Raw genomic sequence first — 26,659 nt, 5'->3', positions numbered from 1 at the left:
CCCGCGGAGCGTGAGGCCGCGGCGTGCGGCGCGGGCCGGCGGTCGGCCGACCGGTTCACCGCGATGTTCCCCGGCGTGGACCTGGACCCGGCGGTGCTGTACGCCGACGAGGGGGACGTGCTGACCTCGGCGGGCGAGGCGGCGGGCATCGACCTGTGCCTGCACGTGATCCGCCGGGACCACGGCGCGGCGGTGGCCGGCGACGTGGCGCGCCGCACGGTGGTGTCGCCGCACCGGGAGCGCGGGCAGGCGCAGTTCGTCGCGCGTCCGGTGGCGGCGCCGCGGGAGGCCTCGACGGGCCCGGCGCGGGCGTGGGCGCTGGAGCGGCTCGCCGAGCCGCTGACGCTGGCGGAGCTGGCGGCGCGGGCGTCGATGAGCGTGCGGACGTTCACGCGCCGGTTCCGGCAGGAGGCGGGGGTGTCGCCGGCGGTGTGGCTGGCGCGGCAGCGGGTCGAGCGGGCGCGGCAGCTGCTGGAGGAGACCGACCTGCCGGTGGAGCGGGTGGCCGAGCGGTCGGGGTTCGGGACGGCGGCGTCGCTGCGGGCGCATCTGCAGGCGGCGGTGGGGGTGTCGCCGTCGGCGTACCGGGCGACGTTCCGCGGCCCCGGGCGGCGCTGACCCGGGCGGCCGGGGGTCAGGCGGTCTCGGTGCCGGTGAGCTCGGCGGGTTCGGCGATGACGTCGACCATCGCGCCGTTGCGGACGACGGTGATGGCCAGCGGCCGGCCGATGGCGCCCTCGAACATCAGCCGCTGCAGGGACTGGGCGTGCGACACCGGCCGCCCGCCGGCGGTGAGGACCAGGTCGCCGCGGCGCAGCCCGGCCCGGTCGGCGGGGCTGCGCGGGACCACCTCGGCGACGCGCAGCGCCTCCTTGTGACCGGTCCGGGCGCGCAGCGCGGGCGGGACGGGCACGGGCGCGGCGACCAGCCCGAGGTAGGCGCGGCGGACCCGGCCGTCGCGCATCAGCGCGGCGATGATGCGGCGGGTGGTGGCGTTGATCGGGACCGCGAGGCCGAGGCCGGCGCCGGCGACGGCGGTGTTGATCCCGACGACGCGGCCGCCGGAGTCGGCGAGGGCGCCGCCGGAGTTGCCGGGGTTGAGGGCGGCGTCGGTCTGGATGACGTCCTCGATGACGCGGGCGGCCGAGCCGCTGCGGGCGGGCAGCGACCGGCCGAGCGCCGACACCACCCCGGCGGTGACCGACCCGGCCAGCCCGAGCGGGTTCCCGACGGCGACGACGAGCTGCCCGACGACCAGGCGGTCGCTGTCGCCGAGGACCGCCGGGCCGGGAACCTCGCCGTCGGCGCGGACGACCGCCAGGTCCGACAGCGGGTCGGTGCCGACGACGGTGAAGTCGGCGGTGGACCCGTCGGCGAACGCGGCCTGCCCGCCGGCGGCGGTGCCGACGACGTGGGCGTTGGTCAGCAGGAACCCGTCGCCGGTGAACGCGACGGCCGATCCGGCCCCTTCACCGCGGCGGTGGCGGACGCGCAGCGCGGCGACGCGCGGGGTGAGTTCGCGGGCGACGGCCGACACCGTGGCCGAGTAGGCGTCCAGGGCCCGCCCGTCCGGCGCCTCGTCGTCGCGGGATTCGGGGTCGCGGGATTCGGGGGACATCGCGCACCTCCAGATGATTACAACATTACCGCGCTACATCCGGAAGTGCCCCGCGTGTTCCCCGCTCCCCGCCCGCCGGCGGACCGGGCCGGGGTCAGCGCAGAGTGGACAGGCCGCCGTCGACGTGCACGACCTGCCCGGTGACATAGGCGGCGCGGTGCGACAGCAGGAACACGACCACGTCGGCGACCTCCCACGCGGTGCCCTGCCGGTGCATCGGGATCAGCGCGGCGACCCGGTCCCGGGCGGCGTTCCCGCCGGAGGCGTCGCGGCCCATCACGGTGTCGATCAGGCCGGGCGCGACCACGTTGGCGCGCACCCCGCGCCCGGCGCCCTCGGCGGCGATGTGCCGCACCAGCCCGGTCAGCCCCGCCTTGGACGCGTCGTAGGACGGCGACCGCGACCCCGGCTTGGTGCCCGCCAGCGACCCGATGAACACCATCGCCGCACCGGCGTCCAGCGCGGGCAGCGCCGCCTTGCCGACCAGGAACGGCGCGCGCAGGTTCACCTGCATGACGCGGTCCCAGTCGGCCAGGCCGGTGCCGGCCATCCCGTAGCCGATGCCGATCCCGGGGTTGAACACCACCCCGTCCAGGCCGCCGAGCTCCTCCGCCGCCCGCGTGACCACCCGGTCGCAGGACACCGGGTCGGTGACGTCGGCGATCACCACGTGCGCGGCGCCGCCCTCGGCGGCGATCATCTGGGCGGTCGCGCCGGCGGCGTCCTCGTCGACGTCGGCGCAGGCGACCCGCGCGCCCTCGCGGGCGGCGGTGACGGCGATGGCGCGGCCGTTGCCGACGGGCGCGGCGGGGTCGTCGCTGCGGCGGGTCCCGGCGCCGACGACCAGGATGCGGCGGCCGGCCAGCAGCGGACCGCCGGGGCCCGCCGGCGGCGCGGAGGGGTCTGCGGAGGGGTCTGCGGAGGGGCGCGCGGGGGAATGCGCGGAGGGGTCGGGCATGCCCGGCACCGTAGCCGACCCGCCCCCGACCCGCCCAGCCCGCACGGCACCCGGCCGGGGCCCGCGGGCGGCTAGGGTCGGAGCCCATGGACGTGATCGGGGAAGAACGCGCCGGGCCGGTCGTCGTGGAGCGCGCCGCCGGGATCGGCGGGGAGCTGGTCCTGCGCCGGGCCGGCGCCGACTACGAGATCATCAGCAACGGGACGTTCCTGATGGACACCCGCAACGGCGAGTCCGAGCGGCTGCTGGTCCGCGCCGCCCTCGACGCCGCCCTCGACGCCGCCCTCGACCCGGACCGGGCCGCGGACGCCGGGCCGGGCGGCGGCGGGGAGCCGGTGCGGGTGCTGATCGGCGGGCTCGGCGTCGGGTTCTCCCTGGCCGAGGCGCTGGCGCACCCGGCCGTCGGGCACGTCACGGTGGTGGAGCGGGAACCGGCCGTCGTCGGCTGGCACGCCGGCCCGCTGCGGCCCTGGTCGCGCGGCGGCCTGGACGACCCGCGCGTCGCGCTCGTCCGCGCCGACCTCCTCGACGTCCTCCAGACCCCGCCCGACGCGGCGGGGTTCGACGCGGTCTGCCTGGACATCGACAACGGCCCGCACTGGACGGTCACCCCCGGCAACGCGCGCCTGTACGGCCCCGGCGGCCTGGACCTGCTCGCCGGGCGGCTCGGCCCCCGCGGGGTCCTCGCGGTCTGGAGCGCGGGCGCCGCGCCCGGCTTCCGGGACCTGCTGGCGTCCCGGTTCGACCGGGTGCAGGAGCTGCCGGTGCCGGTGCCGCGCGGCGAGCCGGACATGGTGTACCTCGCCCGCCGCCCCTGACCGCCCCCGACCGCCGGACCCGGCGGCCCCGCCCCGGGCGCTTACGGCGACCGCGCGCACCGTTCCGGACGACCGGTTCGCTAAGTTTCGGCTGACAACACCATCTATGGGAGGTTCAGTTGGCCACCGTCCACGCCGCCCGGCGGGGTCCCGCCGTCCTCGGCGACCTGCTGCCCGGTTCCCTCGCCCGCGACGCCGCGCTCGTCGCCGGCGCGGCCGCGTTCGTCGGCGTCGCCGCCCAGATCGCGGTGCCGCTGCCCGGCACCCCCGTACCGGTGACCGGCCAGACCTTCGCCGTGCTGCTCGCCGGCGCCGCGCTCGGCTTCGGCCGCGCCGGCCTCGGCATGATCGTCTACCTGCTCGCCGGCATGGCCGGCGTCCCCTGGTTCACCGACGGCGCATCCGGCACCGGCTTCCCCACCCTCGGCTACGTGCTCGGCTTCGTCGTCGCCGCCGCCGTCGTGGGCCGCCTCGCCGAACACGGCGGCGACCGCACCCCGCCGCGGACCATCGCGACCATGCTGGCCGGCACCGCCATCATGTACGCCGCCGGCGTCCCCTACCTGATGGCGTCCCTGCACATCGGGCTCGGCAAGGCACTGCACCTCGGCGTGACGCCGTTCCTGGCGGGCGACGCGCTGAAGGTCGCGCTCGCCGCGGCGCTGCTGCCGGCGGCATGGAAGCTCACCGGCCGCCTCACCGGCCGCGCGTCCTGACCCGCCCCACGCCGCTCCCCGCCCTTTCGCCTCCGCCCCCGCACGCCCGCCGCGCGGGGGCGGACGCATGGCGGCCCGCCCACCGGGCATGTGCAACCCGTGACCGGACACCGCGATGTGGCGCACACCTCACCGGACACCGCCGCCCCGCCGGTTTGAACAGGTTCAACTCTGCCGTACAGTGGCATGCGTGAAGCTCGCCGTGACAGCACCGGACCGCCTCGTCGTCCGCACCGCCCCGGTCGCCGACCCCGGCGACCTCGTCTCGAGACTTCCGCACCCCTCCGCCCTGGCCTGGATCCGCCACGGCGAAGGCATCGTCGGCTGGGGCGAAGCCGCCCGCATCACCCTGCCCGGCGGCGAGGACCGCTTCACCACCGCCGCCGCCCTCCTGCGCGAACTGTTCGGCGCCGCCGACATCGACGACCCCGTCGCCCTCCCCGGCACCGGCCCCGTCGCCTTCGGCGGATTCGCCTTCGACCCCAAATCCCCCGACTCCGTCCTCATCATCCCCCGCCGCGTCCTCGGCCGCCGCGACGGCCGGGCCTGGCTCACCACCATCGGCGACGACGCCGACCCCCTCTCCCTCGTCCACGAACCCCAGCCCCCCACCGGCCTCACCTGGGGCCAGGGAGCCATGCCCGCGCACGCCTGGGCCGACACCGTCGCCACCGCCGTCCAGCGCATCCGCGGCGGCGCCCTCGGCAAGGTCGTCCTCGCCCGCGACCTCACCGTCCACGCCGACGCCCCCATCGACGCCCGCGTCCTGCTGCGCCGCCTCGCCGACCGCTTCCCCGGCTGCTACACCTTCTCCTGCGCCGGACTCGTCGGCGCCACCCCCGAACTCCTCATCCGCCGCACCGGCGGCGACATCGAATCCCTCGTCCTCGCCGGCACCACCGCCCGCGGCGACACCCCCGCCGCCGACCACGACCGCGCCCAACGCCTCTTCTCCTCCGCCAAGGACCGCGAAGAACACCGCTACGCCGCCGACATGGTCCGCGACGCCCTCACCCCCCTGTGCGCCGACCTGCACGTCCCCACTCAACCCGAACTGCTCACCCTCCCCAACCTGCACCACCTCGCCTCCCCCCTGCGCGGCCACCTCGCCGCCGACCGCTCCGTCCTGGACGTCGTCGCCGCCCTGCACCCCACCCCCGCCGTCTGCGGCACCCCCACCGACACCGCCATGGACCTCATCCGCGAACTCGAAGGCATGGACCGCGGCCGCTACGCCGGCCCCGTCGGCTGGGTCGACGCCCGCGGCGACGGCGAATGGGGCATCGCCCTGCGCTGCGCCCAACTCGACGGCACCCGCGCCCGCCTGTTCGCCGGCTGCGGCATCGTCGCCGACTCCGACCCCGCCGCCGAACTCGCCGAAGCCCAGACCAAGTTCCGCGCCATGCAGTACGCCCTGCAAGGCTGACCCCAGCCCCCCGACCCGCGGCCCCGGCACCCCTCCCGCCACGCCACACTGGACACGTGCGCGCGTCCCGCCTGCTGTCCCTGCTCCTGCTGCTGCAGACCCGCGGCCGCATGACCGCCCGCGACCTCGCCGACGAACTCGACGTCTCCGTCCGCACCGTCTACCGCGACGTCGAATCCCTCTCCGCCGCCGGCGTCCCCGTCTACGCCGACCGCGGCCCCGACGGCGGATACCGCCTCCTCGAGGGCTACCGCACCCGCCTCACCGGACTCACCACCGGCGAAGCCGAATCCCTCTTCCTGTCCGGTATGCCCGGCCCCGCCACCCAGCTCGGCCTCGGCGACGTCGCCGCCGCCGCCGAACTCAAACTCATGGCCGCCCTCCCACCCGACCTGCGCACCCGCGCCGCCCGCATCCGCGAACGCTTCCACCTCGACGCCCCCGGCTGGTTCCGCGCCCCCGACGACGTCCCCCACCTGCAGGCCGTCGCCGACGCCGTCTGGAACCAGCACCGCATCCGCGTCCGCTACCACCGCTGGGCACGCCCGCAGCAGGTCGAACGCGACCTCGAACCGATCGGCGTCGTCCTCAAGGCCGGAACCTGGTACCTCATCGCCCGCCCCCACCACCCCCGCACACCACCGGACGGGACGCCGGCCGAACCAGCCGGCACCGCACCGGCCGACGACCGGGCACCGCGCACCTACCGCGTCTCCCGCATCCTCACCCTCCACCCCCTCCCCCACCACTTCGACCGCCCACCCGACTTCGACCTCGCCGCCTACTGGGACGCCTACGCCACCCGCTTCGAAGCCGACTCCTACCGCGACCACGCCACCGTCCGCCTGTCCCCCCACGGCCTCCAACGCGCCGCCGTCCTCCTCCCGCCCGTCATGGCACGCGCCGTCCACGACAACGCCGGCCCACCCGACCCCACCGGCTGGACCCCCGTCACCCTCCCCGTCGAATCACTCCGCCACGCCCACGTCGAATTCCTCAAACTCGGCGCCGACGTCGAAGTGCTCGCCCCACCCCCACTGCGCGCCATGATGACCGACACCGCACGCGCCCTCGCCGACCGCTACCTGCACTGACACCCCGCACCGCTCACCCCGCCGACGGCTGGCACCCCGGACACCAGAACAGATTCCGCCCCGCCAGCTCCGCCGACGCCACCGCACTCCCGCACACCAGGCACGGCAACCCCGCCCGCCGGTACACGTACACCTCACCACCATGATCATCTACCCGCGGCGGACGCCCCATCGCCCCCGGCATGTGCTCCGCCCGCACCGTGTCGATCCGCCCCGACCGCACCCCCTCCGCCATCAGCACCACCAGATCCGCCCACACCGCCGACCACTGCCCCTCCGACAACGCCCGACCCGGCAGCATCGGATCGATCCCCTGCCGGAACAGCACCTCCGCCCGGTAGATGTTCCCCGGACCCGCCACCACCGACTGATCCATCAGCAGCGCCGCCACACTCGTCCGGCTCCGCGAGATCCGCGCCCACGCCCGCCCCGGATCGGCGTCCGCCCGCAACGGATCCGGCCCCAGCCGATCCAGCAGCACCTTCACCCCACCCGGCTCCAGCAGCTCGCACGCGTTCGGCCCACGCAGATCCGCATGCCCGCCCGCACCCGACAACCTCAACCGCACCGCCCCCCGCGGCTCCGGCGCCGGCACCCCGCCGAACCGCCACGTCCCATAGATCCCCAGATGGACGTGCAGGACGCGGTCGTCGCCGAACTCCAGCAGCAGATGCTTGCCGTACGCCTCGGCGGCGCTCAGCACACGGCCGTCGATCTCGGCCGCACCCGCCGCGAACCGGCCCTGCGGACTCTCGGCGGCGACGGGACGGCCGCCGAACACCCGGCGGTGCTCGGCGGCCAGACGATGGAGGGTATGACCTTCGGGCATGACGCCCGACATCCTACGGCCGCACCGACGCCCCCACCCCCCGCATGTGCCCCAGCGCCTGCCGGTACGACTCCACCAGCCCCGTCTCGGTGAACGGCAGCCCCACCACCGCGCAGTGCGCCCGCACCAGCGGCTGCACCCGCCGCAGACCGCACCGCGGGATCCCCGGGAACAGATGATGCTCGATCTGGTAGTTCAACCCGCCCATCAGCCAGTCCACCACCACACCGCCCCGCACGTTCCGCGACGTCAGCACCTGCCGCCGCAGATGCCCCCACCGCTCACCCGGCTCCGGCATCGCCATCCCCTTGTGATTCGGCGCGAACACCGCCCCCAGATGCACCCCGAACAGCGCATGATGCACCACCATCAGCACAACGGCCTTCCCCGGCGACAGCAACGCGAACGCCAGCGACAGGTACCCCACCGCATGCAACGCCAGCAGACCGCCCTCCACCAGCTGCTCCCGCCGCGACCTCCCCCGCAGGTACAGCACACTGCCCACCTTCAGGTTCACCCCCTCCAGCGTCAGCAACGGAAAGAACAACCCCGCCTGATGACGCGCCACCCACCGCAGCACCCCCCGCTGCCGCGCCGCCTGCCCCTCCGTCCACGCCAGAACCCCCTCCCCCACATCCGGGTCCTTGCCGACATGGTTCGGATTCGCGTGATGCCGGTTGTGCTTGTCGCTCCACCACCCCTGCCCCATCCCCAGCAGCAGGTTCCCCAGCACCAGACCCAGCCACCGGTTCACCCGCGCCGACCCCGCGATCTGCCGATGCCCCGCGTCATGCCCCAGGAACGCCGTCCGCGCCGACAGCACCGCCAGCGGAACACCCAGCAGCACCGCCCACCAGCTCGCCCCCGCCCACCCGATCGCCGCCCACACCGCCGCCGTCCCCGCCAGGTTCGTCCCGATCGCCCACGCGTAGTAACCGGGACGCCGGTCCAGCAGCCCGCTCGCGCGGACCCGCCGCACCAGCGGAGCGAAATCACTGCCGGCCGCCCGGGCGGGCGGGGCGTCGAGAGTCGCGGGCATTGAGGCCTCCATCGGATCGTCGGTGCGATGACTGACCCGAAGCTACGGAGACGATCACCGGGCGGTCGCCACGCTGCGGAGCCAACCCCGCCCTGGCTCCCAGGTCCCGGTACCCCTCGCCCGCCGTCGCCCCCGCGGACCACCCAGTGCGGCGCCTCCGCGCTCGCTCCGGTGACTCCCGCCCACCCCGGACCCTGGATCACAGACGGAACACGACGTCCATATAGGGTCAGAAGCCATGAGCGAACCGACGCGGTGGATCGACCTGGACGGAGCCGTCAACGCCCGAGACCTCGGCGGGCTCCCCACCGCCGACGGAGGCGCCACCCGGCGCGGCCGCGTCCTGCGCTCGGACAACCTCCAGGACCTCACCGTCGCCGACGTCCGCCTCCTCATCGACGAGTACCACCTCAAGAACGTCATCGACCTGCGCAGCGACGCCGAGGTCCGCCTCGAAGGACCCGGCCCCCTCGCCCGCGTCCCCTCCGTCACCCTCCACCACCTCTCGCTGTTCCCCGAAGGCGGCCGCCGCACCGACGCCGCCGCCGACACCCCCGCCGTGCCCGATCGGGCCGACGTCGACAAGGCCCTGCCCTGGCAAGGCCGCGACACCAAGGGCACCGAACTCGACCGCTCGACCGGCCACTACCTCGGCTACCTCCGCGACCGCGGCGACAACATCGCCGCCGCCCTGCGCGTCATGACCCGCACCGACGGCTCCTCGCTCGTCCACTGCGCCGCCGGGAAGGACCGCACCGGCGTCGTCTGCGCCCTCGCCCTCGACATCGCCGGCGTCACCCGCGAGGCGATCGTCGCCGACTACGCCATGTCCGGCGACCGCATCGACGCCGTCCTCGGACGCCTGCGCGCCAGCGACACCTACGCCGCCGACCTGGACTCCCGCCCCGCCGACAGCCACCTCCCCCGCGCCGCCGTCATGGAGAAGCTCCTCGCCCGCATCGACGAGGAGTTCGGCGGCGCCGAGGGCTGGCTCAGCGGCCACGGCTGGACCGGCGAGGACACCGACGCCCTCCGCGACCGCCTCCTGTCCTGACGACCGCCCCCGCAGCGCCCCGGAAGGCCTCGGCTCGCTGTCGATGTCGTTGAGGGGTTTCGGTGGGCGGTGTTGCTTGAGCAACACCGCCCACCGACTTTACATTGTAAGTTCAGGGTTGAATCACTACGGACCGGTGGCGTGAGCCGGCACCGTCCTCTCGGGGGCGTCAGGCGAACAGGTCGCGGACGGCGGCGTGGGCCGCCTTGCGCATCTCCGCGTGCAGCACCGCGTTCGCGTCGCGGTCGGTACGGGCCTCCACGATCCGCAGCCCCTCCCCCGCCATCGCCTTCGGCAGCTCCGCCGCCGCCTCCAGCCGCCGGTACGGGACGCCGTGCGCCGCCGCCACCGCCTCCAGGTCCACCCGGTGCGGCGTGCCGAAGACCCGCTCGAACGGGCCGGCCAGCGCCGCCTGCGGCAGCAGCGAGAAGATCCCGCCGCCCTGATTGTTCACCACCACGATCGCCAGATCCGGACGGCGGTCGTGCGGCCCGATGACCAGGCCGTTCTGGTCGTGCAGGAACGCCAGGTCGCCCAGCAGCGCGTACGAGCGGCCGCTGTGCGCCAGCGCCGCCCCGATCGACGTCGACACCAGCCCGTCGATCCCGCTCGCGCCGCGGCTCGCCATGATCCGGATCCCGCGCCGCGGCCGCATCACCTGGTCCAGGTCCCGGATCGGCATGCTCGCCGCGGTGAACAGCAGCGACCCGCCCGGCATCGCCGCCACCAGGTCCCGAGCCAGCCGCGGCTCGCTCACCTCCGCCACGCCGTCCAGCACCGCGTCCACCGCCGCCGCGGCGGCCAGGTCCGCCGACCGCCACGACTTCAACCACGCGTCGTCGCCCGACACCACCGGGATCTCGATCTCCGGCGCCACCTGCGTCGCCGACCGCACCGGGTCCGGCCAGTGCGCCAGGTCCGGCGCCAGGACGATGTGCTCCTCGGCGCGCCGCAGCAGCGACAGCAGCGGCCGCGACAGCCCCGGCTTGCCGAGCGTCACCACCACCTCGGGACGGTGCCGCTCCACGAACTCCGGAATGCCCAGCAGGAAATGGTGCGAGGTCAGCGCGTGGTCGCCGTACCGGGCGTTCCCGTTCGGCTCCGACAGCACCGGCCAGCCCGCCATCGACGCCGCCGCCACGTACCGCTTGACGTTCACCGCGCCGTCGCCGACCACCAGCACGCCGCGCCGCGTCGGCGGGACGTGCAGCACCGACCCCGGCGTCGCCGCCCGCACCTTCGTCCACGCCCCGGTCGCGTCACCGTCCAGCGGCTCGCACCACGACTCGTCGCCGTCGGGAATCAGCGGCTCGCGGAACGCCGCGTTCAGGTGCACCGGACCCGGCACCGGCGCCTGCGCCAGCCCCCACGCCCGGCTCACCAGCGACCGCCAGTACGCCACCATCCCCGGACGGTTCTCCGGCACGCCGACCTCGGTGCTCCACCGCGCCGCCGTCCCGTACAGCTTCACCTGGTCGATCGTCTGGTTCGCGCCGGTGTCGCGCAGCTCCGGCGGACGGTCCGCGGTGACCACGATCAGCGGGACGCCCGACTCGTGCGCCTCCACCACCGCCGGATGGAAGTTCGCCGCCGCAGTCCCCGACGTGCACACCAGCGCGACCGGACGCCCCGACCGCTTGGCCATCCCCAGGCCCAGGAACGACGCCGACCGCTCGTCGATCCGCACGTGCAGCCGGACCCGGCCGGCCTCCTCCGCGGCGTGCAGCGCCAGCGCCAGCGGCGCCGACCGCGACCCCGGGGCCAGCACCGCGTCGGTCATCCCGCACCGCAGCAGCTCGTCGACCAGGACCGTCGCCAGCGCCGTCGCCGGATTCACCGGTCCACCCCGACCACCGGCGGGCCCGGCAGGAACGCCTGCGCGTCCACCGCGCGGCGCCGCCACGCCTCCGCCTGCTCGGGCGGCGCCGCGAACCGGCGCAGCGCCCCCTCGTCGACCGCGGGCCGGCGCACCTCGATCTCCCCGCCGCGCTCGGCCAGCGGATCCCGCACGACGTCGCCGTCCATCAGCGACAGCGTCCCGAGCCCGCACGCGTACGGCAGCTCCGGCAGCGCGGCGGCCAGCGCCACCCCCGCCGCCAGCCCCACCGACGTCTCCACCGCGCTCGACACCACCACCGGCAGCCCGCACGCCTCGGCGACCTCCAGCGCCGCCCGCACCCCGCCGAGCGGCTGCACCTTCAGCACCGCGACGTCCGCCGCCTCCGCCGCCCGGACCTTCAACGGGTCCTCGGCGCGGCGGATCGACTCGTCGGCGGCGATCGGCACGTCCACCATCCGCCGCACCCGCGCCAGCTCCTCCAGCGTCGCGCACGGCTGCTCGGCGTACTCCAGCTCCCACCGGTCCAGCGACCGGATCATCCGCGCGGCGTGCTCGACGTCCCAGCCGCCGTTGACGTCGATGCGCACCCGGCCGTCCGGCCCGATCGCGTCGCGGACGGCCTCCACCCTCGCGAAGTCGTCGGCGTCGTCCTGGCCGCGCTCGGCCACCTTCACCTTCGCGGTCCGGCACCCGGACGCCTTCACCATCTCGAACGCCCGGTCGGGGCCGACCGCCGGGACCGTCACGTTCACCGGGATCCGGTCCCGGACGGGAGCGGGCCAGCCCTCGTGCGCGGCCTCCCGCGCGGCCGCCAGCCACCGCGCGCACTCGGCCGGCCCGTAGTCGGCGAACGGCGAGAACTCCCCCCACCCGGCGGGGCCCTGGAACAGGACGCCCTCCCGCCGCGTCACACCGCGGAACCGCGTCCGCATCGGGATGGCGAAGACCCGCACCCGCTGACCCCCTGACCTGCCTGATGAATCACGCTAATCCGGACCACACCGCGCGCCGGACATTTAGTAGTACCACGGGTGGCCCGACCAGTCGGGGTCGCGCTTCTCCAAGAACGCGTCGCGGCCCTCGGCGGCCTCATCGGTACCGTAGGCCAGCCGCGTCGCCTCCCCGGCGAACACCTGCTGCCCCACCAGGCCGTCGTCGACGAGGTTGAAGGCGAACTTCAGCATCCGCTGCGCCGTCGGGCTCTTCCCGTTGATCTTGCGGGCCCACTGCAGCGCCGTCGCCTCCAGCTCGGCGTGCGGCACGACCGCGTTCACCATCCCCATCCGGTGCGCGGCCTCGGCGTCGTAGGCGTCGCCGAGGAAGAAGATCTCCCGCGCGAACTTCTGCCCCACCTGCCGCGCCAGGTACGCCGACCCGAACCCGCCGTCGAAGCTCGCCACGTCCGCGTCGGTCTGCTTGAACCGGGCGTGCTCGCGGCTGGCGAGGGTCAGGTCGCACACCACGTGCAGGCTGTGCCCGCCGCCCGCGGCCCACCCCGGCACCACGCAGATCACGACCTTGCCCATCATCCGGATCAGCCGCTGCACCTCCAGGATGTGCAGCCGGCCCGCCCGCGCCGGGTCGATCGTCTCGGCCGTCTCGCCCTCGGCGTACTTGTAGCCGTCCTTGCCGCGGATGCGCTGGTCGCCGCCCGAGCAGAACGCCCACCCGCCGTCCTTCGGCGACGGCCCGTTGCCGGTCAGCAGCACGCAGCCGACGTCGGACGACATCCGGGCGTGGTCCATCGCCCGGTACAGCTCGTCGACGGTGTGCGGACGGAACGCGTTGCGCACCTCGGGCCGGTTGAAGGCGATCCGGACGGTTCCCTGATCCACCGCCCTGTGGTAGGTGATGTCGGTGAAGCCGAAGCCCTCGACCTCTTTCCAGGCGTCCGCGTCGAACAGCTCCGAGACCATGTGATCCTCTCCCGTCGGGGCCGGCGTCGATCCGGGTGGTGCCCATTCAACCGCCCCTCGGTTTGAACGCGTTCAGCGGGGTCGCCTACCCTGATGGGATCATGGATCGCCGCCTGCACGCCGTCGTGCTGCCGCCCGGGCCCCGCCTGTTCCGGGCGCTCGCCGCCGCCCTCGACGGCGGACCCGCCGTCTGCCCCCTGTCCCCCGAGCTTCCCGCGCCGGCGCTCGCGGCGATGCTGGAGGCGCTGGCCCCCGACGCCGTCGAGACCGAGGACGGCCTCACCCCGCACCGGGGCGCGGGCGAGCGCGCCCCGCTCGCCGACGGCACCGCCGTGCTGATCGCCACGTCCGGCTCCACCGGCGCCCCCAAGTTCGTCGAGCTGTCGGCCGAGGCGCTGCGCCACTCCGCCGCCGGCACCCTCGCCCGCATCGGCGCCGCCCCCGGCGACCGCTGGCTGTGCTGCGTGCCGACCAGCCACATCTCCGGCGTCCAGGTCCTCGTCCGCGCCCTGCTCGCCGGCACCGAACCGATCATCACGCCGCGCTTCGACCCCGCCGCCGTCGCCGCCGCCGGGCGCGTGCACATCTCCCTGGTCCCCACCCAGCTGCGCCGCCTGCTGGACGCCGGCGCCGACCCGTCCCGGCTCGGCGCGATCGTCCTCGGCGGCGCCGCCGCCGCGCCCGGCCTGCTCGCCGAGGCCCGCGAGCGCGGCGCCCGCGTCTTCACCACCTACGGCATGAGCGAGACGTGCGGCGGCTGCGTCTACGACGGCATCCCCCTGGACGGCATGCGCGCCGAACTCGCCGCCGACGGCCGGATCCGCCTCGCCGGGCCCTCGCTGTTCACCGGCTACCGGCTGCGCCCCGAGCAGACCGCCGCGGTCCGCGACGGCGAGTGGTTCGTCACCCAGGACCTCGGCGCCCTGGAGGACGGCCGGCTCCGCGTCCGCGGCCGGATCGACGATGTGATCAACACCGGCGGCGAGAAGGTCGTCGCAGGCGAGGTCGCGACCGCGCTGTCGCGCCACCCCAAGGTCCGCGACGTGGTCGTGGTCGGACGCCCCGATCCCGAATGGGGCGAGCGCGTCACCGCCGTCGTGGTGCCGGCCGCCGACGCCCCCGGACTGCCGGAGCTGCGCGCCTTCGTCCGCGAGACGATGCCCGCCTGCGCGGCGCCCCGCGAGCTGGAGCTGGTCGAGGCGATCCCGCTGCTGGCCTCCGGCAAGCCCGACCGCGCCCGGCTCCGCACCGCGGGGTGACACCCGTAGCGCGCGGGACGCGCGGGGCGCATGGCACGGTGACGATCTGGGGAGGACGACCGGCATGGGCGAACCGCGCGAGGAGCCGGACAACGAGAGCGGCCTGACCGTCCTGCTGGCGTTCCTCGCCAACCTGGGCATCGCCCTCGCCAAGATCGTCGCCGCGCTGATCACCGGGTCGGCGTCGATGGCCGCCGAGGCCGCGCACTCGGTCGCCGACACCTTCAACGAGGTCCTGCTCATGGTCGGGCTGCGCCGCAGCGGCCGGCCCGCCGACCGCCGGCACCCCTTCGGCTACGGCAAGGAGCGCTACATCTGGACGCTGCTCGTCGCCGTCGCGATCTTCGGGATGGGCGCGCTGTTCTCCTACTACCAGGGGCTCGAGACGCTCATCGGGGCCCGCTCCGGTGCCGAGTCCGACCCGCTGGTCGGGTACATCGTGCTCGCCGTGGCGTTCGTCCTGGAGGCGGTCTCCTGGCAGCAGGCGCTCCGGCAGACCCGCGCCGCGGCCCGCGAGGAGTCCCTGCCCCTCCTCGCCTACATCCGCCGCACCGACGAGCCCACCGCGATCAGCGTCCTGCTCGAGGACTCCGCCGCCCTCGTCGGCCTGCTCCTGGCGTTCGGCGGGCTCGGCCTGCACCAGGCCACCGGCTCGGCCGTCTGGGACGGCATCGGGTCCGTGCTGATCGGCGTGCTGCTGACCGTCGTCGCGCTCGTCCTCGGCCGGATCAACCTCAACCTGCTGATCGGCAACCAGGCCGACCCGCGGATCGTCGACGACGTCCGCGCCCGGCTGCACGCCGCGCCCGAGGTGGAGTGGGTCGTCGACATCGTCACGATGACGGTCGGCGCCGACCGCGTGCTGGTCTGCGCGCGGCTGGACTTCCGCGACGCGCTCACCGCCGCCGACGTCGAGCGCGCGTGCGTCCGGATGGCGCGCGAGCTGCGCGAGGCCCACGAGGAGATCGACGAGGTGTTCCTCGAACCCGTCCCCCGCGACGACCCCGAGCTGCGGGAACGGGTCATCGCTCGATACGGCCGGACGCTGCGGCCGAAGCAGGAGGAGGCATAGTGGCGTTGGTCATAGCACCACCACCCGGTGCCTTTACGAAGTAAGGTAGGGGCGGCCGGACGGCAGGAAACGCCCTCGACCAGGCACCGCGAGGGACCGGGGCGCCACCTCGCGATCCCCTCCGGGAGCGCCGATCGGGCCCGTCCGGGAACAACCGGCCCTCCGCGCGGCGTTCCCGTATATGCGTGCGCCTGCAGCGAACGACATCCGCGCCGCATCCACACACCGAAGGGAGAGGGGTGCCCCCATGCCGCGAAGCGCTATCGAGACCCCGCTCACGGAGTCGGCGAGCCCCGCGCTCGACGCCCTCCTGAAGCGCGGCCGCGCCCAAGGGCGCCTCTCGCTCGACGAGGTGAGGGGGGCCTTCGAGACCGCCGGCCTCAGCCCGGCGCAGGGCCGCTCGATCCTGCGCGAGCTGTCGGAGGCCGGGATCAGCCTGGCCGGGGAGCCCGACACCGTCCGCACGATGGCCGCGGCCGCCGACCACGACGGCGGCGACACCGCCCAGGCCGCGCCGGGCGCCGCCAAGAAGGGCGCCGCCCGCAAGAGCACCGCCAAGGCGACCGGGCGGACCCGCAAGGCCGCCGGCAAGGCCGCCGAGCCCGGCGACGCCGACGTGCCCGAGGAGGGCTTCGACGTCACCGAGGTCGAAGCCGCCGACTCCCCCGCCGACCTGGACGACCAGTCGACCACCATGGGTGACTCGGTGCACACCTATCTCAAGGCGATCGGCCGCCGGCAGCTGCTGACCGCCGAGCAGGAGGTCGACCTGGCCAAGCGCATCGAGGCCGGGCTGTACGCCGAGCACAAGCTCCAGACCGAGAAGCTCACCCCGCGGATGCGTGCCGACCTCGAGTGGGTCGCCGCCGACGGGCGCCGCGCCAAGGCCCACATGCTCGAGGCGAACCTGCGGCTCGTGGTGTCGGTCGCCAAGAAGTACTCCGACCGCGGGCTGTCGCTGCTGGACGTCGTCCAGGAGGGCAACCTCGGGCTGATCCGCGCCGTGGAGAAGTTCGACTACTCCAAGGGCTACAAGTTCTCCACCTACGCGATGTGGTGGATCCGGCAGGCGATCCAGCGCGGCTTCGCCGACTCGGCCCGCACCATCCGGCTGCCGGTGCACGTCCTGGAGATGCTGAGCAAGCTCAGCCGCGTCGAGCGCGACATGCACCAGCGGCTCGGCCGCGAGCCCACCCCCGAGGAGCTGGCGGTCGAGCTGGACAAGAGCCCCGAGCAGGTCCGTGAGCTGCTGCGCACCAGCCGCCAGCCGATCAGCCTGGACTCCACCATCGGCGAGGACGGCGAGACCCGCATCGGCGACCTCATCGAGGACACCGACAGCCCCGAGGCGTCCGAGCTGGTGGACCGCCAGCTGATGGCCGACCAGCTGCGCCGCACCCTCGACATCCTGTCGCCGCGCGAGGCCAAGATCATGGCGATGCGGTTCGGGCTGTACGACGGGACGCCGCGCACGCTCGACGAGATCGGCAAGGCGATGGGGCTGACCCGCGAGCGGATCCGGCAGCTGGAGAAGGAGTCGCTGTCCAAGCTGCGGCACCCGAGCAACGCGCGCCCGCTGCTGGACTTCGCCGTCTGACGCCCCGCCCGCAGGGCATCGGCGCACGGCATCGGCGCCCGCCGGATCATCGGTGATCCGGCGGGCGCCGCGGTGTCTCCGGGCCGCGCGGTCCGGGACCCGGCGGCGTCAGCGGCCCCGGACCGCGAACGCCAGGAACTCGGTGGCCTCCTGGGCGTCGAAGTTGTCGTCGGAGCAGACCACCAGCGTCCGCTCCCCCGACCTCAGCTTCGGCCCCCAGCCCATCCCCTCCAGGTTCTGCGTCGGGGAGGCGTACCGGCCGAGGTCGGCGACCAGGTGCTTGCGCACCGGCCGGTACCCGCGGCCCTTCGCCAGGCTCCCGCGCCCCAGCACGTTCGTCGCGCCGCGGGTGTCGAACTCGTACAACTCGACCTTGTAGCCGACGCCCTGCAGCCACGACCGCTCCAGCGCCAGGTAGCGGTGGTCGTCGATCGCGAGGATCTCCGACACGCCGCTGTCGGCGACGCCGCCCGCCGGGGCCGGCGCGACCGGCAGCCGGTCGACCCGGTAGGCGTACTGCGCCCGCAACTTCCCCTGCCGGCTCCACACGGTCAACCGCGTCACGGCTCCCTGCCGCACCGTGGGCGGCGGGCCGTCCTCATAGCGCGGCCCCTCGACCATCCCCGCGATCGTGTGCGGCGCGATCGCCAGCGCCTCCATGCCGAGGTTGCGGCGGGGCCCGTGGTGGCCGGTGGTGAGCCGCAGGTTCCCCGGCAGCGGCAGCCGGCCGCGGTAGCGGCCGTCGCGGTCCGCCCACTGGACGGTCATCGGCGCGAGCGGCACCTGGTGCGTCTCGTCGGGCCGGTCGCCCTCGTTGCCCCACAGCACCCGGTGGGCGTCCGGGTCGTAGCGGATCGACTCGGGGTCGGCCGAGCGCGGCTTGCCGAACCCCGGGTAGGGGCTGCCGTCCGGCCCTGTCAGCGTCCGCACGCCGGTGATCTTCACGCTCTCGAACCGGCCCGTGCGCGGGTCGATGGCGACGCGGCCGGTGTAGAAGCGGGCCGGGTCGTACCGCCACCGGTCGTCGGAGATCATGTACCAGTCGCCGGTGCGCGGATCGCGGTCGATGCCCGACAGCCCGCCCACCGTGGTGCCGCCGAACTTCGCCAGGTGCGGCAGCCGCTTCGCGCCCAGGAACCGCGTGATCCGCAGCCCCGGGTGCGCCCCGGCCGTCCGGCCGCCGGCGCGGGCGTCCGCCCGCGCGGGCCCGTCCATGACCGCCGGAACCGTTACCGCGGCGAGGACGGCGGCCGTCGCCGCCGCCCCTCGCAACATCCTCCGCTGCCCGTTCACCTGTCGCCGTCACCCTTCGCATCCGAGTCGATCCGCTTCGTGGCCGAGCCCAGTATGCTGCATCACGCACGGTGACAGTGCGGTTCCCATGGGTGTCGCGGAGCCGCGCTCCGTCAGTCGGTGTGGCGGAACTCGACGATCGCGACGCCCATCAGGACGACGCCCATCCCCACCACGATCAGGATCTCCAGCCAGACCGGGACGACCCACCCGTTCCAGGTCACGCCGGGGTCGAAGGTGCGCCGCAACGCCGGCGTCAGGTCAAGGTGGGAGAAGACCGCCTGGCGCAGCGGGTCGACGGCGTAGGTCAGCGGGTTGAACCGGGTCAGCACGGTCAGCCACGCGGGCAGCCCGTTCAGCGGGTACAGCGCGCCGGACAGGAACATCATCGGCATCATCGCCATCTGCATGAGGCCGAAGAACGACTGCATCTGCTTGATCCGCGCGGCCATCATCACGCCGAACCCGGTGAGCGCGAACGCGCCGAGGAACATCAGCCCCAGCAGCTCCAGGATCAGCACCGGGTCGTAGGGCACCCCGGCGAGCCCGGCCAGCGCGACGATCACCGCGCCCTGCAGCGTCGCCACCAGCGCGCCGCCGATGCACTTGCCGACCACGATCGAGCTGCGGCTGACCGGGGCGACGAGCATCTCGCGCAGGAACCCGAACTCGCGGTCCCACACGATCGACCCGGCGGAGAACATCGCGGTGAACATCACCGACATCGCGCACACGCCCGGGAAGATGAACGTCTTCAGATCGATGTCGCCGTGCGCGCCGCCGCTGGCCATCAGGTTCGACAGCCCGGTGCCCATCACCAGCAGCCACAGCACCGGCTGCACCAGCCCCGACACCATCCGCAGCTTGTCGCGCCAGAACCGGATCAGCTCCCGGTGCAGGACGATCTTCACCGCGCGCGCGTCCTGCCGCAGCCCCGGCTCCGGCACCCGGACCCGCACCACGTCCGCGGCCGGCGCCGCCGTCCCGGGCGCGTCCGCCCGTGTCGAGCGCGTCATCTCATCTCCTCGCCGCGCGCATCGCCATGCGCATCCTGTCGGTGGAACCGGCCTCGGCGTCGCGGATCGTCGAGCCGGTGAAGGACATGAAGACGTCGTCCAGCGACGGCCGGGACACGCTCACCGACCGGATCGCCACGCCCAGCTCGGCGAACAGCCGCGGCACGAACGCCTCGCCGGAGGCGACCGAGAACGTGACGGCGCCCTCCGACATGCCGGCCTCGATGTCGAACCGCTCCCGCAGGGCGGCGATCGCGGCCTCGTCGTCGGCGGTCTGGATCCGGACCCGGTCCTTGCCGACGCCCGCCTTGAGCGCCTCGGGGGTGTCCAGCGCGACGATCCGCCCCGAGTCCATGATCGCGATGCGGTCGCAGAACTCGGCCTCGTCCATGTAGTGGGTGGTCATGAAGATGGTGATCTCTTCGGCGTCCTTCAGCTGCCGGATGTAGTCCCAGATCGACGCGCGGGTCTGCGGGTCCAGGCCGACGGTCGGCTCGTCCAGGAACAGCACCCGCGGCGAGTGCAGCAGGCCGCGCGCGATCTCCAGGCGGCGCTTCATGCCGCCGGAGTAGGTCTGCACCAGGTCGGCGCGCCGGTCCCAGAGCCCGACCATCTCCAGCACCTGCCGGATGCGCGCGCCGGTCACGCTCCGCGGCACCCCGTACAGCTCGGCGTGGAAGCGCAGGTTCTGCTCACCGGACAGGTAGCCGTCGAGCGTCGGGTCCTGGAAGACCAGGCCGATGTTGCGGCGGACGCCGTCGCGCTCGGTCACCACGTCGAGGCCGGCGACGCGGGCGGTGCCGCCGGTCGGCCTCAGCAGCGTGCAGAGCATGTTGATCGTGGTGGACTTGCCGGCACCGTTCGGGCCGAGGAAGCCGAAGATCTCCCCGGGCGCCACGGTGAAGCCGATTCCCCGGACGGCCTCCACCTCGCCGAACTTCCTCATCAGGCCGTCGACCTCGACGGCGGGTCCCCCGCCGGGCATGGGGCCTCCCCTCCGATGAAAAATGCGCCCATATTTTGGGCTTTCCAACGGTAGGAGTAGCCTATCTCTCACGTCAAGAGAGATAGGGCAATCCAAGCGATCTCCGAGGAGCGGGACGTGACGGACCACGACGACCCGATGTACGACTCGCCCACCTACCTGATGTACGAGACGGTGCGCCTCGTCCGGCGCACCGGGGCGCGGATGTTCCCCGGCCAGCCGCGGATGCCGCACCTGCTCGTCCTGTGGTGCGTGGCGCGGTCCGGGCCGCTGTCGCAGCGCGACGTCGCCGAGCGGCTGCGCATGGACGCCGGCGACCTGGTCGGGATCGTGGACGCGCTGGAGGAGGCCGGCCACGTCCGGCGCCGCCGCGACCCCGCCGACCGGCGGCGCTACGCGCTGGAGGCCACCGACGGCGGCCTCGGCTTCCTCGAGGAGAGCCTCCGGGCGCGCCGCCGCCTCAACGAGGCCCTGTTCGAACCGCTGTCACCGGACGAGCGGCGGCTGCTCCGGGAGATGCTGCTGCGGGTCCTCGCTTACCACGACGACCGGTTCGCCGACCTGGCCCCCGCGGACGACACCCCGTACCGGGGATCCGCGCCGCGGGAACGGGTCGTCACCCCGCAGGTCGAGGCGGAAGCCCGGATGCGGCGGCGAAAGGGGCAGCAGACACGGCAGTAGGCGTGTCAGAAGGCAGGGACGGGCTCGTCCGTCCGCGCCCGCGCCTCGTCATAGCGCCGCAGGACCAGCCGGGCGGCCGCGTCGTGCGCGCCGATCGGCCCCGACACCGCGTCCGCGCCGCACGCGCGCATCCGGTCCAGGAACCGGCCCGGCGCCAGCAGGTACGACGCCACGACCACGCGCTCCGCGCCGCGCCGCCGCTGTTCCGCGACCACCTCGTCCAGGGCCGGGCCGCCGGCCGCGACGAACCCGTACGGCACCGGCCGCCGCAGCCGCCGCGCCAGCAGCCGCGCCGCCGCCCGCACGTCCGCGGCGCCGGCCGGGTCGGCGGAGCCCGCCGCGCCGAGGACCACGGTGTCCCGCGGGCGCGGCGGGCCCCCGGCCACGCGCCGGACGGACGGCATCGCGCCGAGTCGTCCGGCCAGCGCGTCGGCGAGCAGCGCGTCCGGGCCCAGCGGACGCGCCGTCACCGCGCCGGGCAGCAGCCGCCCGGCGCGCTCGGGGATGTCGATCAGCGCGTGGTAGCCCCGGCCGAGCAGCAGCGGCACCGCGACCGCGGGCCCCTCCAGCGCCGCGGCGGCCTCCTCCAGCGACGGGGAGACCAGCTCCCCGTACGCCTCCGCCACGCGCAGCGAGGGCCGCAGCGCCCGTACCCGGGCCAGCAGCTCCCGCACGACGACGGGCCCGGCCGGGTCGCGGGTGCCGTGCGCGACGGCCAGCAGCGCCGGCCGCCGGTGCCGTACGGGCTCGCCGCCGGCGGACCGGTCAGCCACCGGCGCCGGCCGCGAGCCGGTCGACCAGGCGTGGGTCGCACGCCAGCCGGTAGCCGCGCTTGACGACCGTCTCGACGATCCCGGGGCGGCCGAGCCCCCGCCGCAGCCGCGCCACCGCCATCTCCACCGCGTGCTCGTCGGCCTGCGGCCGCGCGTCCCGCGACCACGGCGAACCGCCCACGACCAGCCGGCTCGGCAGCACCCCGCACAGCTCCGCGCGCGACACCACGTGCCCGGGACGCCGCGCCAGCGCCCGCAGGATCGCCATCGGCGCGGGCGCGATGGGCCGCAGCTGCCCGTCCAGGACGACGGCGTGGCCGCGCAGTTCCAGCGACGAGCCGCGCACCGACAGCAGGCGCGCGCTCCGCCGCGGCAGGTCCGACGCCAGCGCGCGCACGAGCGCCCCGAGCCTGGCCCGCTCCGGCTGGACGGCCGGCACCCCGCGCTCGATCAGCGGCCGCGCCGTCACCGGCCCCACGCACGCCGCCACCACATGGGTGCGCAGCGCCTCCAGCAGCGCGTCCTCCAGGTCGTCCTCGGCGGCCACCGCGAGCGTCGCGGCGACCGCCGGCGCGCTGGTGAAGGTGATCGCGTCCACCGTGCCGGCCACGGCCTGCCCCACCAGCCGCCGCAGCGGCGTGACGTCCTCGGCGCGCGCCCACCGGTACACCGGGATCTCGATCACCTCGGCGCCCGCCGCGCGCAGCGCGTCCGTCAGCTCCGGCTGGCGCTCCCCGTAGAGCTGGACCGCGACCCGCGCGCCCGCCAGGTCCTTCTCCAGCAGATGCGCGACGACCTCGGCGCAGCCCTCCGACTCCGGCGACCAGCGCTCCTGCAGCCCGGCCGAGCGGATCGCGCCGCGCGCCTTCGGGCCGCGCGCCACGATGTCGGCGCCGCCGAGCGCCACGACGAGGGCGTCGCGCAGCCCCCACCCGTCCGCCGTCTCCAGCCACGCCCGGAACCCGATCCCGGTCGTGACGACGGCGTGGTCCAGCGGCCGGTCCAGGCACGCCCGCGTCGCCTCCAGCAGCTCGGCGTCGTCGGCCAGCGGGACGAGGCGGATCGCGGGGGCGAGCACCACCCGCGCGCCGCGCCGCTCGAGCAGCGTCGCGAGCTCCTCGTGGCGGCGGGCCGCGGTCACTCCGACGGCGAACCCGGCCAGCGGCTCACTGTCGGCGGTCATCGGTGAGCGCCACCTCCACGCGGTCGCCGCCGGCCGCGCGGCGGACCGGGAACGCCGGCACCGCCACCCGCGGGTCGTCCAGGCAGACCCCGGTGCGCAGGTCGAACACCTGCTTGTACATGGGCGAGGCGACCGTCGGGACGCCGTCGCGGGTGCCGAGGATGCCCCGCGACAGCACGTACGCGCCGCTGAACGGGTCGAGGTTCGACAGCGCGTACAGGGTCCCGTCGAAGGCGCGGAACACCGCGACCTGCGTGCCGTCCAGCATCGCGCAGGCCCCGCGCTCGGGGATCAGGTCGGCATAGGAGCAGATGTCGAACCAGCGGGCCGCGGCTTCGGCGGGACGCCTCGTGATCGTCGCTTCGGATGTGCTGCTCATCGGACGGCAACCTCCAGGCGAGTCGCGTGCGGGAACGTGGCGGGCGCGGCGGCCGGCGTCACCCGCCCGGCGCCTTGACGTTGTAAGGTTCGCGCGGTGGCCGGTCGGGCCGGTCCGTCCCCGATGTTCATGGACCGAGTCTGCGCAGGGGCCGTTTCGCGGTTGGGTCCCCTTTGTCACCGGCGTGTTAAAAGGCGCTCACGGCGAGATGCGGACGGCGCACACCTTGAACTCCGGCATCCGCGAGACAGGGTCGAGGGCGGTGCCGGTGAGCAGGTTCGCGCGCCCCTCCCCCGCCCAGTGGAACGGCATGAACACCGTGTCGCGGCGGATCGCGTCCGTCACCCGCGCCGCGGCGATCGCGGTGCCCCGGCGGCTCTCCACCTTCACGTCCTGGCCGTCCTCGACACCGAGCCGCTCGGCGAGGTCGGGGTGCAGCTCCACGAACGGGCCCGGCGCCGCGTCCGCCAGCGCCCGCACCCGGCGGGTCTGCGCGCCCGACTGGTACTGCGCCAGGACGCGCCCGGTGGTCAGGTACAGCGGGTACTCGGCATCGACGTCCTCCGCGGCGCCGTGGTGCTCGACCGGGACGAACCGCGCCCGCCCGTCCGGGGTGGGGAACCGGTCCAGGTAAGGGCGCGGGGTGCCGGGGTGGTCCTCGGACGGGCAGGGCCAGAACACCCCGCCCTCGGCCTCGATCCGCGCGTAGGTGATGCCGGAGTAGTCGGCCGTTCCGCCGGCGCTCGCCCGGCGCAGCTCGCCGAACACCCGCTCGGGGTCGGTGCTCCACTCCCCCGGCGCGCCGAGCCGCCCGGCGAGCGCCGCGATGATCTCCAGGTCGGTGCGGACGAGGCCGGGCGCGCCGACCGCCCGCCGCCGCCGCAGCACCCGGCCCTCCAGGTTCGTGATCGTGCCGGACTCCTCCGCCCACTGCGCCGTCGGCAGCACCACGTCGGCGAGCCGCGCGGTCTCCGACGGCACGAAGTCGGCGACGACCAGCAGGTCGAGGGCGCCGAGCCGGTCCTCGACGGACGCGGCGCGCGGCGCCGACACCACCGGGTTCGACCCGAACAGCAGCAGCGCCTTCGGGCCGTCCGGCGCGCCGAGCGCCGACAGCAGCTCGTAGGCCGACCGGCCCGGACCCGGCAGCGCGTCCGGGTCGACGCCCCACACCGCCGCGACGTGCGCGCGCGCCGCCGGGTCGTCGATCTTCCGGTAGCCGGGCAACTGGTCGGCCTTCTGCCCGTGCTCGCGGCCGCCCTGCCCGTTGCCCTGCCCGGTCAGGCAGCCGTACCCGGAACCGGGCCGGCCGGGCAGCCCGAGCGCCAGCGCCAGGTTGATGAAGCCGCTGACCATGTCGGTGCCGCGCGCGTGCTGCTCGGAGCCGCGCGCGGTCAGCACGTGGGCGCGGTCCGCGCCCGCCAGCAGCCTGACGGCCTCGCGCATCTTCGGCAGCGGGACGCCGGTGATGCGCTCCACCCGGTCCGGCCAGTAGGCGTTCGCGACGGTCCGGACGGTGTCGAACCCGCACGTGCGCGCCGCGATGTAGTCCTCGTCGGCGAGGCCCTCGGCGAGCGCCAGGTGCAGCAGGCCGTTGGCGAGCGCGACGTCGGTCCCGGCCGCCGGCTGCAGGTGCAGGTCCGCCTGCCTGGCCGTCGCGGTGCGGCGCGGGTCGACGACGATGAGCGCGCCGCCGCCGTCGCGCATGTCCGCCAGGTGCCGCATGAACGGCGGCATCGTCTCGGCCGGGTTGCCGCCCGCGAGCAGGACGGCGCCGGACGCGGCCAGGTCGGTGACCGGGCCGGGCAGCCCGCGGTCCATCCCGAACGCCCGGCCGGACGCCGCAGCCGCCGACGACATGCAGAACCGCCCGTTGTAGTCGATCTGCGAGGTGCGCAGCGCGACCCGGGCGAACTTGCCGAGCTGGTAGGCCTTCTCGTTGGTGAGCCCGCCGCCGCCGAACACCGCGACGGCGTCCGGCCCGTGCTCGGCGGCCAGCCGCCCGATCCCGGCGGCGATCCGGTCCAGCGCCTCGTCCCAGGTGCACGGCTCGAGCGGCGCGTCGCGGGTGCGGCGCATCAGCGGGACGGTCAGCCTGTCCGGGACGGTGAGCAGCTCCGCGGCGGTCCAGCCCTTCTGGCAGAGCCCGCCGCGGTTCGCGGGCACGTCGTCGCGCGGCGCCACCCGCACGGGGGCGCCGGACGCGGGCGCGCCGCCGTCCAGGGTCATCCCGCATTGCAGGGCGCAGTACGGGCAGTGCGTGGGAGTCCCGGTCATGCCGGAAGGCTCCGGCGGCGCCGTTTCGCCGCCGCGTCCCGCGTGTGACCCGCGCGTTAAATGCGGTTCACGCCGTACATCCGGCAAGGTCAGGCGCCCGCCCCAGCGGGGCGCGCCGCCCGCCCCGCCGAGCCGGCGGCGGAGGTTGACGATCGCGTGTCAAGCGTTGTCGGCGATTGTCAGGGTCCATTCGTCACCGTCCGGCCGGTTGCCGGACCGGATTCGCGGCGGCCCGGCGATCTCGCGGAGGATGCGGTGCCGGGCCCGCCGGGGCGAGGATCACAAAGCGGTCGCCAGGCCTAATCTCGGTACATGCCCGACCTTGCTTACTACGCCTCGCTGCCGCGCTCCCGCGGCGCCGCGGCGGCCCTGCTCCTGGACGACCTCGGGCGGGTCCTGCTGGTCAAGCCCACCTACAGCGAGGGCTGGTTCCTGCCGGGCGGGGTCATCGAGACCGACGAGTCCCCGCTCGCCGCGTGCGTGCGCGAATGCCGCGAGGAGCTCGGTCTCGTCCCCCGCCTGGACGGCCTGGTCTGCGTCGACTGGGGCTCCCCGCGCGACGACGGCGTCGACTCGGTCAACGTGTTCGTCTTCGGCGGCGCCATCACCGGCGCCGAGATCGCCGCGATCCGGCTGCCGCCCGACGAGCTGTCCGACCACGTCCTGGTCGCGCCGGAGAAGATCCCCGAGCTGTCGCCCGCGCACGTCTCGCGCCGGATGGAGCCCAGCCTGCGCGCCCTCGCCGACGGCCGCCCCGTCTACCTGGAGGACGGCCGCGAGCCCTCGTTCGGCGCCGCCGGCCGGACGGCGGGCTGAGGCACCGCCGGCCGGACGGC

At 74.9% G+C, this 26,659-nt stretch carries 25 protein-coding genes; 11 read left to right on the top strand and 14 right to left on the bottom strand.

Annotated elements, in window-relative coordinates:
* On the top strand, nt 1-618 hold a 618-nt coding region (locus F8568_RS36225; protein WP_151598143.1), incomplete at its 5' end, for a helix-turn-helix domain-containing protein.
* A gap of 16 nt (nt 619-634) precedes the next feature.
* On the opposite strand, the gene F8568_RS36220 is transcribed toward F8568_RS36225, so the two are convergent.
* Nucleotides 635-1,618 (bottom strand): S1C family serine protease, encoded by a 984-nt coding sequence (locus tag F8568_RS36220; RefSeq protein WP_151598142.1) that lies wholly within the window; start codon nt 1,616-1,618, stop codon nt 635-637.
* A gap of 94 nt (nt 1,619-1,712) precedes the next feature.
* Nucleotides 1,713-2,576 (bottom strand): SDR family NAD(P)-dependent oxidoreductase, encoded by an 864-nt coding sequence (locus F8568_RS36215; RefSeq protein ID WP_151598141.1) that lies wholly within the window; start codon nt 2,574-2,576, stop codon nt 1,713-1,715.
* A gap of 86 nt (nt 2,577-2,662) precedes the next feature.
* Between F8568_RS36215 and F8568_RS36210 the strand changes: the two genes are divergently transcribed.
* From F8568_RS36210 to F8568_RS36195, 4 genes are all read left to right on the top strand, one after another.
* Entirely contained in the window at nt 2,663-3,394 is a 732-nt protein-coding gene (locus tag F8568_RS36210) for a spermidine synthase family protein (RefSeq protein ID WP_151598140.1), read from the top strand.
* Nucleotides 3,395-3,513: 119 nt separating this feature from the next.
* On the top strand, nt 3,514-4,110 hold the full coding sequence (locus F8568_RS36205) for a biotin transporter BioY (RefSeq protein WP_151598139.1): 597 nt from the start codon (nt 3,514-3,516) through the stop codon (nt 4,108-4,110).
* Nucleotides 4,111-4,300: 190 nt separating this feature from the next.
* The gene (locus F8568_RS36200; protein WP_151598138.1) at nt 4,301-5,536 is read left to right on the top strand and encodes an isochorismate synthase; all 1,236 of its coding nucleotides are present in this window, start codon (nt 4,301-4,303) and stop codon (nt 5,534-5,536) included.
* A 56-nt stretch (nt 5,537-5,592) separates the two neighbouring features.
* Nucleotides 5,593-6,630: a helix-turn-helix transcriptional regulator gene (locus F8568_RS36195; protein WP_151598137.1), complete on the top strand. Its 1,038-nt coding sequence runs from the start codon at nt 5,593-5,595 to the stop codon at nt 6,628-6,630.
* Nucleotides 6,631-6,643: 13 nt separating this feature from the next.
* Here the strand turns inward: F8568_RS36195 and F8568_RS36190 are convergent, their stop codons facing one another.
* Together F8568_RS36190 and F8568_RS36185 are read right to left on the bottom strand one after the other, a co-directional pair.
* A complete protein-coding gene (locus F8568_RS36190; protein WP_151598136.1) occupies nt 6,644-7,459 on the bottom strand; it encodes an Fpg/Nei family DNA glycosylase in 816 nt (271 codons plus the stop codon).
* A gap of 13 nt (nt 7,460-7,472) precedes the next feature.
* Nucleotides 7,473-8,498 carry a fatty acid desaturase family protein gene (locus F8568_RS36185; RefSeq protein ID WP_151598135.1) on the bottom strand — a complete coding sequence of 342 codons (1,026 nt, stop codon included), beginning with the start codon at nt 8,496-8,498 and terminating at the stop codon, nt 7,473-7,475.
* A gap of 238 nt (nt 8,499-8,736) precedes the next feature.
* Between F8568_RS36185 and F8568_RS36180 the strand changes: the two genes are divergently transcribed.
* The gene (locus F8568_RS36180; RefSeq protein ID WP_151598134.1) at nt 8,737-9,552 is read left to right on the top strand and encodes a tyrosine-protein phosphatase; all 816 of its coding nucleotides are present in this window, start codon (nt 8,737-8,739) and stop codon (nt 9,550-9,552) included.
* Nucleotides 9,553-9,721: 169 nt separating this feature from the next.
* Here the strand turns inward: F8568_RS36180 and menD are convergent, their stop codons facing one another.
* From menD to F8568_RS36165, 3 genes are all read right to left on the bottom strand, one after another.
* On the bottom strand, nt 9,722-11,389 hold the full coding sequence (gene menD / locus F8568_RS36175; RefSeq protein ID WP_151598133.1) for a 2-succinyl-5-enolpyruvyl-6-hydroxy-3-cyclohexene-1-carboxylic-acid synthase: 1,668 nt from the start codon (nt 11,387-11,389) through the stop codon (nt 9,722-9,724).
* Entirely contained in the window at nt 11,386-12,345 is a 960-nt protein-coding gene (locus F8568_RS36170; RefSeq protein ID WP_151598132.1) for an o-succinylbenzoate synthase, read from the bottom strand. Before F8568_RS36170 ends, menD begins: the two co-directional genes overlap by 4 nt.
* A gap of 63 nt (nt 12,346-12,408) precedes the next feature.
* Entirely contained in the window at nt 12,409-13,308 is a 900-nt protein-coding gene (locus tag F8568_RS36165; RefSeq protein WP_151598131.1) for a 1,4-dihydroxy-2-naphthoyl-CoA synthase, read from the bottom strand.
* 101 nt (nt 13,309-13,409) lie between these two features.
* Here F8568_RS36165 and F8568_RS36160 point away from each other — a divergent pair, with 101 nt between their 5' ends.
* The 3 genes from F8568_RS36160 to F8568_RS36150 all read left to right on the top strand — a co-directional run bounded on the left by F8568_RS36160 (nt 13,410) and on the right by F8568_RS36150 (nt 17,236).
* Nucleotides 13,410-14,567: an AMP-binding protein gene (locus F8568_RS36160; protein ID WP_202125736.1), complete on the top strand. Its 1,158-nt coding sequence runs from the start codon at nt 13,410-13,412 to the stop codon at nt 14,565-14,567.
* A gap of 64 nt (nt 14,568-14,631) precedes the next feature.
* Nucleotides 14,632-15,639, top strand: coding sequence for a cation diffusion facilitator family transporter (locus F8568_RS36155; protein ID WP_151598130.1), 1,008 nt, complete (start codon nt 14,632-14,634; stop codon nt 15,637-15,639).
* A 247-nt stretch (nt 15,640-15,886) separates the two neighbouring features.
* A complete protein-coding gene (locus F8568_RS36150; protein WP_151598129.1) occupies nt 15,887-17,236 on the top strand; it encodes an RNA polymerase sigma factor in 1,350 nt (449 codons plus the stop codon).
* A 108-nt stretch (nt 17,237-17,344) separates the two neighbouring features.
* On the opposite strand, the gene F8568_RS36145 is transcribed toward F8568_RS36150, so the two are convergent.
* From F8568_RS36145 to F8568_RS36135, 3 genes are all read right to left on the bottom strand, one after another.
* Complete coding sequence (locus F8568_RS36145) at nt 17,345-18,529, bottom strand: esterase-like activity of phytase family protein (RefSeq protein ID WP_328601175.1); 1,185 nt, start codon at nt 18,527-18,529, stop codon at nt 17,345-17,347.
* Nucleotides 18,530-18,642: 113 nt separating this feature from the next.
* Nucleotides 18,643-19,545 carry an ABC transporter permease gene (locus F8568_RS36140; RefSeq protein WP_151598128.1) on the bottom strand — a complete coding sequence of 301 codons (903 nt, stop codon included), beginning with the start codon at nt 19,543-19,545 and terminating at the stop codon, nt 18,643-18,645.
* Between the two features lies 1 nt (nt 19,546).
* A complete protein-coding gene (locus F8568_RS36135; RefSeq protein WP_151598127.1) occupies nt 19,547-20,530 on the bottom strand; it encodes an ATP-binding cassette domain-containing protein in 984 nt (327 codons plus the stop codon).
* A 117-nt stretch (nt 20,531-20,647) separates the two neighbouring features.
* Between F8568_RS36135 and F8568_RS36130 the strand changes: the two genes are divergently transcribed.
* Nucleotides 20,648-21,211, top strand: a complete 564-nt coding sequence (locus F8568_RS36130) for a MarR family winged helix-turn-helix transcriptional regulator (RefSeq protein ID WP_151598126.1) — start codon at nt 20,648-20,650, stop codon at nt 21,209-21,211.
* 5 nt (nt 21,212-21,216) lie between these two features.
* Here F8568_RS36130 and F8568_RS36125 read toward each other — a convergent pair whose 3' ends face one another.
* The 4 genes from F8568_RS36125 to F8568_RS36110 all read right to left on the bottom strand — a co-directional run bounded on the left by F8568_RS36125 (nt 21,217) and on the right by F8568_RS36110 (nt 25,823).
* Nucleotides 21,217-21,984, bottom strand: coding sequence for a sirohydrochlorin chelatase (locus tag F8568_RS36125; protein WP_328601174.1), 768 nt, complete (start codon nt 21,982-21,984; stop codon nt 21,217-21,219).
* Nucleotides 21,977-23,167 (bottom strand): uroporphyrinogen-III synthase, encoded by a 1,191-nt coding sequence (locus F8568_RS36120; protein WP_151598125.1) that lies wholly within the window; start codon nt 23,165-23,167, stop codon nt 21,977-21,979. The genes F8568_RS36125 and F8568_RS36120 overlap by 8 nt, the downstream gene beginning before the upstream one ends.
* Nucleotides 23,151-23,546 carry a nitrite reductase small subunit NirD gene (nirD, locus tag F8568_RS36115; RefSeq protein WP_151598124.1) on the bottom strand — a complete coding sequence of 132 codons (396 nt, stop codon included), beginning with the start codon at nt 23,544-23,546 and terminating at the stop codon, nt 23,151-23,153. The genes F8568_RS36120 and nirD overlap by 17 nt, the downstream gene beginning before the upstream one ends.
* Before the next feature lie 198 nt (nt 23,547-23,744).
* A complete protein-coding gene (locus F8568_RS36110) occupies nt 23,745-25,823 on the bottom strand; it encodes a molybdopterin oxidoreductase family protein (RefSeq protein WP_151598123.1) in 2,079 nt (692 codons plus the stop codon).
* Between the two features lie 312 nt (nt 25,824-26,135).
* On the opposite strand from F8568_RS36110, the gene F8568_RS36105 reads away from it, so the two are divergent.
* Complete coding sequence (locus F8568_RS36105; RefSeq protein ID WP_151598122.1) at nt 26,136-26,639, top strand: NUDIX domain-containing protein; 504 nt, start codon at nt 26,136-26,138, stop codon at nt 26,637-26,639.
* The last annotated feature ends 20 nt before the right edge of the window (nt 26,640-26,659 follow it).

Source organism: Actinomadura physcomitrii (genome assembly GCF_008923205.2).
Lineage (GTDB): Bacteria > Actinomycetota > Actinomycetes > Streptosporangiales > Streptosporangiaceae > Spirillospora > Spirillospora physcomitrii.
Note: the sequence above shows the minus strand (reverse complement) of the source record. Positions and strands in the feature narration are given on the sequence as shown.